The following is a 5,912-nucleotide window of genomic DNA, read 5'->3' as shown; positions in this document are numbered from 1 at the left end:
GAACCGTACACGCCGACAAGGCCGACCTCAACGGCATCAACACCGAATGGGTACAGGGACGGCACGCCGACGACGGATGGATCAGCTTCCCCAAGGAAGGCCTGAACGTGCGCAAGGGGGCCGGACAAGCCTGGGGAACCGTGTTTGCCGACAAGGCCGACGTGAACAGCGTGATCACCAACCAGGTCCAAGGATCAGGCGAAGCCAAGGGGTATATCCAGTTTCTGGAACGAGACAAGGGCGTGCGAATATTCGGTGGTGTGTCCGCCGGTTGGATACGGGGACTTAACGATGGCGAGGCATGGATCCGCTTCAATGAAAAGGGCATATGGGTGCTCAAGCACCAGAACGGCGAGCGTGTGAGCGCGAACGTGGCTTGCGCAACGGTCAATGACCGGCCCGCATGATCACGGTGTAATCAGCTTGGGAGCATGGCGTCATGATCTTGCTTTCCTCGTCTTCTTCGGCCGCTCTGGCAGGAGCGCGATGATCTTCTCCTCCGCGCCGTTCAAAGACGGCTTGGCGGACATGCCGGTAGAGATTCTGTGTGATCACCGTCGTGGAGTGGCCGAGCTGCGCCGAGACGACCTTGACGTCCAGGTCCGCCTCCAGGCCGGGCAACGCGACGGTGTGTCGTGCCTTGTGAAGCTTGATCACCCGTAGTCCGGCCTCCGCGCGATCTCCCGGAAGCGCAGTGAGACCCGATCGGGCGCGTTCGCCCGGCCGCCCGGCCGGGCGAACAGCAGCGCCTCCTCGCTCCAGGGCTCGTCACTCGCCGCGTTTCTGGGTGCTGCCTGCCAGGAGTGCGAGGACTTCGGCCTTGTGGTAGCGGCGGTGTCCGCCCAGGGTGCGGGTGCTGGTGAGCCTTCCTGCCAGGGCCCAGCGGTTGACGGTTTTGGGGTCGACGCGGAACATGGTCGCGACCTCGGCGGGGGTGAGCAGCGGCTCGAACCGGGGTGAGGCGGTCGGGGACGGGGTGATGGCGGTGGAGCCGTCGTCACCGATGATCTTGATGCCTTTCATGGGGGGATCTCTCCTGGTGGGTTTCGGGGGGCTGTCGGTGAACGCGGTGGAGAATCTCGGCGTGTACGGCGAGGGCGGCGTGTAGGGCGTGTGGCGGGTACGGCGAGCGCGGTCGGCCGGGCGTTGGGGGGTGCACCGGCCGGGCCGGGGGTGCGGTCCGGCCGGTGCGTGCGGTTTCCCTCCCCTCCAGGAGGGGGCCGCGAGGGGTGTGCGGCCCGGTTCTCCTCCGGTCCGGGTCGCACGGCGGTGGGCGTGACGGCGCGCTACGGGGGCGTGCGTGCCGTCGCGCCGGCTTGTTAGGCCGCGTCCTGGTAGGGGTGGCGGGGGTGGTGCGGCGCGGCGGCGGGTGCCGGGGAAGGAACGCCGCCGCGCCCGCTCGGGGGAGACGAGGACGCCAGGGGCGTCGGGAGAGGCGAGGACGCCGGAGGTATCGGGGACGCCGACGCGGCCGGGGTGGCCGGGGCGGTGAGGGGGATCTCGCGGCGGGCGGTCACGTCCATGACCGCCTCGTACATTCGCCTCTCCAACTCCTCAGCGTCGGCGGCCTCGACCATCAGCGGTTCGGACGTCGCCCAGGTGGCCAGGGCGTAGAAGCGGCGGCTGCCGACGCCGTACAGGACGATCCAGCTCGGCCACGCCTGGGCGAGTCGTTCGGCCTGGGCGCGGGCCGGGCCGTCCCACAGGCGGCGGTGCACCACGGTGGTGCGGGCCTGCCCGGCGCGGTGACGGCCGGAGGTGCCGGAGGGGTGGGAGTCGCGGGGGTCGCGGCGCCACATCACGACCTCACCGCCTGGGCCGTCGCCGTCTCCTCCTGACGGGCGGTCTCGGCCCGCAACTCCTCGAAGGTGTCGGCGTCCACCGTCCGCTCGGCCCCGGCGTGGAACGCCTCGGTGGAGAACGGCTTCCGGCGGCTGGCCCAGAAGCGGCCCCTGTCGCTGAGGAACACCTGCCAGCCGGGGATCACCGGCCTCGCGGACGTCGCGGATACGGGTCTCGCGGACTGGGGCGTTGTGGATCTACCATTGTTCACGGATCGGACCTCCAGTGTCCGGTTGAGGGCTCGTCTGGACGCCTGCAGCGTCCGGCGAGCCCGTTTTATGGGGTGGGGAAGAAGGCTCTGGAAGGCGCCGTACGGGGGCGGCGGCCGGTGCGCAGGCGGGGTGGTCCCGGTATCGCGAAGGCCGTCGACGGCCGGAGGCATGCCGCAGGGTGCGGGGCGCCGGCCATCGGGGTGCGGGGCGCCGGCCGTTCGCACGCCGGGGCGGCGCGGCGGTGGCCCTGAACGGGGGCGCCGGACGGGGCGGGGCGCCCGTTTGGGCAGCGGCGGCCGTACGACGGGCGCAGCCGGAGCGATCACAGGCAGGTCGGGACGGCGTTGCGCGGGCACCAGGGGGATGACCTCGCTCGGGGCCACGTCGGCGGGTGGCTCGAAGCCCGGCAGAGGGCGGCCGAGGCGGCGGGCCTGAAGGCGCATCCGCATCAGCGCGCCGGACGGCTGCACGTACTCGTGGTCGGCGGGCCGGCCGGGACAGCCGTGCGCGTAAGGCGCGTGCCCACAGGCGGCGCACCCCATCGGCATGGGTACAGCGTCGGCGAAGCAGCCGCAGCCGTCCCTGGTCACCGTGGTCCGGTCGAGAACCGGAGCACTAAGGTTCGTCATGGGTCAGGAGGTCCTTCCTGATCAAGGACCCGTCATCGGTGTGCGATACCGGTGGCGGGTTCGCTTTGTCTAACGCAGTAAATCGAGTGATAGGGCGCGTCTAGGCATGCCTAGGCGTGTCCATGCGTGCTTAGGCGCGTCCGATATCGCCCAAGCGCGATGCAACCAAATACCGTCGCGTCCGTGATCGAATTCGAGCCTGGTCGACCGAAGTGGGAGCAGATCGCCGAGGTCTACGAGCAGCGCATTCGCAGTGGCGAGTGGCCGCCTGGGCACAAGCTCCCGAGCATCGTGGCGATCATGGGGGAGCATGGCGTAGGGAACAACACCGGTCGTCATGTTCTCCAGCACCTGCGGGATCTCGGGCTCGTGAAGCTCGTACCGAGCCTGGGCACCTTCGTGCTGCCGCAGGGGTGAACCGCCGTTCGGAACGGCTAATCCGCGTCCCCCTGTCATGATGACCTCACTCACAGTGGTGGTATTGAGAACTCATCATGCGCGTGCCGACGGCACGTGCGCAAGATGTCGGCACAGAGAAATATCGCGCTGGACACGGCACACTGGTGCCCATGCCTATGAGGTCCCCCACTGTCCGGCATCGTCGCCTGGGTCGTGAGCTGCGCAGACTCCGGGAGGAGGCTGGTCTCGGTACCAATGAGGCGGCGCTTCGGCTCGGATGGTCACTCAGCAAAGTCCATCGCGTCGAGGGCGGCCGGATCATGGTTTCCGAGACGGACTTGATCCACGCCTGCGATCTGTTCGGGGTCGACAGTTACACCAAGGGCGGGCTGATCCAGCTCGCTCGCGACGCCAACCGTCGTGGCTGGTGGACGGCGTACTCCGACGTGTTCACCGGTAACTACGTCGCACTCGAAGCGGAGGCCACGGCCATCCACACATGGGAGACGGCGGTGATTCCCGGTCTGCTCCAGAGCGAGGACTACGCGCGAGAGGTCATCCGCGCCTGGCACCCGGACCTGAGCGCGGGCGAACTGAAGCGGCGTGTGGACGCCCGCATGGTTCGCAAGATCAATGTCGTTGGGCCGAGCGCTCCGACACTGCACGCCTTGATCGACGAGGCGGCCATACGTCGTCCTGTGGGCCTGCCTGGCACCATGGACCGCCAGCTCGGCGATCTTCTCCAGGTCATGAAATGGCCGCACATCACAGTGCAGGTCCTGCCGTTCAGTGCGGGAGCGCATCCGGGGATGGAGGGGGCCTTCTCGGTCCTGAGCTTCGATCCAGAGGATCCAGACGTGGGCTACGTTGAGAGCCCGGCGGGAGAGGTGTACGTCGAAGCAGCCGACCAGGTGCGGAACCTTATCCTGCTGTTTGAGCGCCTCGCCGGCGCGTGCCTGTCCCCCGAGGAGTCCGCGGTGCTCGTCGCCGCGGTGAGGAGCAAAGCATGATCTCCCCTGACCTGTCCGGCGCTGAGTTCCGCACGTCAAGTCTTAGCGGTGGCAACAACAACTGCGTCGAGGTGGCGACGAACCTTCCCGGTGTAGTTGCCGTCCGCGACAGCAAGGACCCCTCCGGCCCGGTGCTGGCCCTCTCCCCGGCCGCCTGGAGCGATTTTCTGACGGGAGTCCGTAACGGGGACTTCTGACCAAAGCGAGGGACAGCGGGCCGTGTGGCCGGACGGCCGCGCGGCTCGTTCGTCCCCGAGGTTCAGGTGATGAGCCGGTAGTTCATGGCGTTCGTCGGAGTATTGGCGGTTTCACCGATATCGCTGTGTGAGAGGTGGCCGGATCCCGGAGGAAATCGCGGCACCGAATGCCCAAGAGGGGGTTCGGCTCTGTCGTCACAACGCCCTTGCTCTTGGCCGCTTCCATAGCCTTCACCTCGATTTTGAGGGGCTCGACTCTCCCTTGCCCCACCTCGAAAGGCAGCTGAGTAACGACGCCGCAGGCTTCGCTCATGCTACGGACCGTATCCTCACTCCCCCTCTTACAGGGCCTATGACGCTGGGCTTCGACCCCACCCGTTTCCAGACGAAACCGAAGGCCTGCTACCGGGCCTCCTGGCAGTGACCCGGACCGGACTCCCACCGGCAAGCGACGACGAGCTTACGAACAACAAGATCATCCACTACGTTACGGCTTCACCTCCTGCTGTGCTGGGCGCACGAAAAAGGCTCACTGGAGATTACCGAAGAGCACAGCAGACGGACCGGACTCCAAGATCCGGACTATGCGCGGATCGCCTTCCCCGTGCGAGAGCGAGAAAGCGTCCGGAGCCTCAGGTTAGAGCGCCGCGAAGACCAATAAGTGCCTTCCCTCTTAATGTGGCAGCCCTAGCATAAGAGCCTGCCGTCCTCGGGAGTCTCGCCGTAAGCGGCGGCGATGTCGATACTGTATTCCTCGATGCCGTCAACACCGGGTTCCAGCATCGGTACCACCGAGAGGAATGCGGTAGCGTCGCCAAGCTTCTTGGTGTAGCAGGGAGCTTCGTAAGGCCCGTCGATCGGCTGCCAGCCATCGTTCTTGGCTGCGGTCTCATAGAAGGAGATGTAGTCCTCACGGGTGCCGGAAAACATGTATGACTTACTGGCATAGGGGAACGGATCATCTCTGAAGCATCCGGAGTAGCCCGGCTGCGAAATGGCGCCGTCAGGGTAAGTGTCGATGATCCTCTGGGCCGTCAGTACCGGAACCAGATCTTCCTCGGCGGTACTGAGCAAGAAAGCTGGAGGTTACAGCGGGTCGTAGAGCGTGAGGCCGGTCTCGGCGATGAACCCGCTGAGTAGGTCAGGCCGGTACTGCATGGGCTTGAGCCGACTCTTGATCAAGGTGGTGAGCTGGTCGATGTCGCTGACGGTGAAGTTGAACAGCTTGGTGCGCAGGCTGGCCCAGATGCCCTCGGCCGGGTTGAGATTGGGCGCGTACGGCGGCAGCCGGTAGACCAGTAGCCAGTCCTCCTGCGCGGTGATCCAGGTTCGCATCTTGGTGCTGACATGCTCGGGCAGGCTGTCCCACACCAGTGAGATCGGCCCACCGAGTTGCGTGTGCGCGGTGCTCAGCAGGGACTGCAACGCCGCCTCCCCGAATCCCTTGGGTTCGCCCTTGCGCCGGTGATAGGTGAGCGTGCGGTAGATCAGCCGGGTCCGCATCCCGGGCCGGACGCAGATCAGCGCTGCGATCGAGGTCCGGCCCGAGCCGCGGTAGGACACCGGCAGCACCGGAGTCTGCCCCGTGCGGGCCCAGGTCCTGCCCTTGGGCGGTCTCAGACT

Annotated in this window: 11 protein-coding genes; 4 read left to right on the top strand and 7 right to left on the bottom strand. The window is 66.7% G+C overall.

Translation table 11 applies throughout. From position 1 onward, the window contains the following. On the top strand, nt 1–407 hold a 407-nt coding region (locus tag ABZ194_RS21735), incomplete at its 5' end, for a hypothetical protein (protein ID WP_355598811.1). On the opposite strand, the gene ABZ194_RS21730 is transcribed toward ABZ194_RS21735, so the two are convergent. From ABZ194_RS21730 to ABZ194_RS21715, 4 genes are all read right to left on the bottom strand, one after another. After that, nucleotides 388–657 carry a hypothetical protein gene (locus tag ABZ194_RS21730; protein WP_355598810.1) on the bottom strand — a complete coding sequence of 90 codons (270 nt, stop codon included), beginning with the start codon at nt 655–657 and terminating at the stop codon, nt 388–390. The two genes, ABZ194_RS21735 and ABZ194_RS21730, sit on opposite strands and share 20 nt — an antisense overlap. Nucleotides 658–768: 111 nt before the next feature. Further along, the gene (locus tag ABZ194_RS21725; protein ID WP_355598809.1) at nt 769–1,023 is read right to left on the bottom strand and encodes a BldC family transcriptional regulator; all 255 of its coding nucleotides are present in this window, start codon (nt 1,021–1,023) and stop codon (nt 769–771) included. Between the two features lie 296 nt (nt 1,024–1,319). Beyond that, nucleotides 1,320–1,802, bottom strand: coding sequence for a hypothetical protein (locus tag ABZ194_RS21720; RefSeq protein WP_355598808.1), 483 nt, complete (start codon nt 1,800–1,802; stop codon nt 1,320–1,322). After that, nucleotides 1,799–2,683 (bottom strand): hypothetical protein, encoded by an 885-nt coding sequence (locus ABZ194_RS21715; protein WP_355598807.1) that lies wholly within the window; start codon nt 2,681–2,683, stop codon nt 1,799–1,801. The genes ABZ194_RS21720 and ABZ194_RS21715 overlap by 4 nt, the downstream gene beginning before the upstream one ends. Nucleotides 2,684–2,866: 183 nt before the next feature. Here ABZ194_RS21715 and ABZ194_RS21710 point away from each other — a divergent pair, with 183 nt between their 5' ends. The 3 genes from ABZ194_RS21710 to ABZ194_RS21700 all read left to right on the top strand — a co-directional run bounded on the left by ABZ194_RS21710 (nt 2,867) and on the right by ABZ194_RS21700 (nt 4,289). Beyond that, complete coding sequence (locus ABZ194_RS21710) at nt 2,867–3,100, top strand: winged helix-turn-helix domain-containing protein (RefSeq protein WP_355598806.1); 234 nt, start codon at nt 2,867–2,869, stop codon at nt 3,098–3,100. A gap of 152 nt (nt 3,101–3,252) precedes the next feature. Beyond that, nucleotides 3,253–4,092, top strand: a complete 840-nt coding sequence (locus tag ABZ194_RS21705) for a helix-turn-helix transcriptional regulator (protein ID WP_355598877.1) — start codon at nt 3,253–3,255, stop codon at nt 4,090–4,092. Further along, nucleotides 4,089–4,289: a DUF397 domain-containing protein gene (locus ABZ194_RS21700; RefSeq protein ID WP_355598805.1), complete on the top strand. Its 201-nt coding sequence runs from the start codon at nt 4,089–4,091 to the stop codon at nt 4,287–4,289. The genes ABZ194_RS21705 and ABZ194_RS21700 overlap by 4 nt, the downstream gene beginning before the upstream one ends. A gap of 82 nt (nt 4,290–4,371) precedes the next feature. Here the strand turns inward: ABZ194_RS21700 and ABZ194_RS21695 are convergent, their stop codons facing one another. From ABZ194_RS21695 to ABZ194_RS21685, 3 genes are all read right to left on the bottom strand, one after another. Then, nucleotides 4,372–4,602: a hypothetical protein gene (locus ABZ194_RS21695; protein ID WP_355598804.1), complete on the bottom strand. Its 231-nt coding sequence runs from the start codon at nt 4,600–4,602 to the stop codon at nt 4,372–4,374. A 374-nt stretch (nt 4,603–4,976) separates the two neighbouring features. After that, the gene (locus ABZ194_RS21690; RefSeq protein ID WP_355598803.1) at nt 4,977–5,363 is read right to left on the bottom strand and encodes a hypothetical protein; all 387 of its coding nucleotides are present in this window, start codon (nt 5,361–5,363) and stop codon (nt 4,977–4,979) included. Nucleotides 5,364–5,375: 12 nt separating this feature from the next. Next, the coding region (locus tag ABZ194_RS21685; RefSeq protein WP_355598802.1) for a transposase at nt 5,376–5,912 on the bottom strand (537 nt) is incomplete at its 5' end.

This window comes from Streptosporangium sp. NPDC006007 (assembly GCF_040614315.1).
In the GTDB taxonomy this organism is placed as follows: domain Bacteria; phylum Actinomycetota; class Actinomycetes; order Streptosporangiales; family Streptosporangiaceae; genus Streptosporangium.
Note: the sequence above shows the minus strand (reverse complement) of the source record. Positions and strands in the feature narration are given on the sequence as shown.

Excerpts from the sequence above, each read along its gene's own strand:
- ABZ194_RS21725 (WP_355598809.1), bottom strand. The coding sequence starts at position 1,023 with ATGAAAGGCATCAAGATCATCGGTGACGACGGCTCCACCGCCATCACC.
- ABZ194_RS21715 (WP_355598807.1), bottom strand. The coding sequence starts at position 2,683 with ATGACGAACCTTAGTGCTCCGGTTCTCGACCGGACCACGGTGACCAGG.
- ABZ194_RS21705 (WP_355598877.1), top strand. The coding sequence starts at position 3,253 with ATGCCTATGAGGTCCCCCACTGTCCGGCATCGTCGCCTGGGTCGTGAG.
- ABZ194_RS21700 (WP_355598805.1), top strand. The coding sequence starts at position 4,089 with ATGATCTCCCCTGACCTGTCCGGCGCTGAGTTCCGCACGTCAAGTCTT.
- ABZ194_RS21695 (WP_355598804.1), bottom strand. The coding sequence starts at position 4,602 with ATGAGCGAAGCCTGCGGCGTCGTTACTCAGCTGCCTTTCGAGGTGGGG.